This window comes from Flavobacterium cupreum, from assembly GCF_003996965.1.
GTDB classification, from domain to species: Bacteria; Bacteroidota; Bacteroidia; order Flavobacteriales; family Flavobacteriaceae; genus Flavobacterium; species Flavobacterium cupreum.
In genome coordinates this window covers 1-489 of record NZ_QWDM01000069.1, presented here as the reverse complement: position 1 = coordinate 489, position 489 = coordinate 1, and the positions used below count along the sequence as shown (strand labels likewise).

The following is a 489-nucleotide window of genomic DNA, read 5'->3' as shown; positions in this document are numbered from 1 at the left end:
TTTCAAGGTAGCGATCGCGCAACCCGAGGAAATCCAGCACATAGGGATCCTTCAGCACGAGGTTCGGGCCTAGTCCCCCTTGGTCGCGCAAGGTCGCCAGTTCGCTCGTCAGCAGCTCGTCCGGCTTGCGTGAGAGCGCCGTGCGCTCGATCAGCATGGAGTCGAGCCGACCCTGCAAGGTGCGGGTGCTCCAGCCCTCGCTGCGGCACATCTCCAGGTAGAACTCCCGCTTGAGGGGATCGTCGATATAAATCAGGCTGCGCAAATGGGTCCAGCTCAATTGTCTACTCAGCGCGTAGACAATCTCCTCGGCCTCGAACACCTCGTCAAAACGCAGCATGTGGCGCAGGTTCTTAGCGCCGAATCCGCGCCCGTGTTCGACTTCCAATTGCCGCGCCAGCGAAGCGACGAGCTGCTCGCCGTAGCCAGTGTCATTTTTAGAAGATGCCTGCACGTAACGTCAGGAGTCGGCTGCACCCGTTACTTATA

General features: G+C 59.5%; 1 protein-coding gene. It reads right to left on the bottom strand.

Going from position 1 to position 489, the window contains the following annotated elements; genetic code table 11:
- Positions 1-454: DUF1016 N-terminal domain-containing protein (locus D0817_RS26695; protein WP_127341003.1), on the bottom strand; the 454-nt coding region annotated here is incomplete at its 3' end.
- Positions 455-489: the final 35 nt, after the last annotated feature.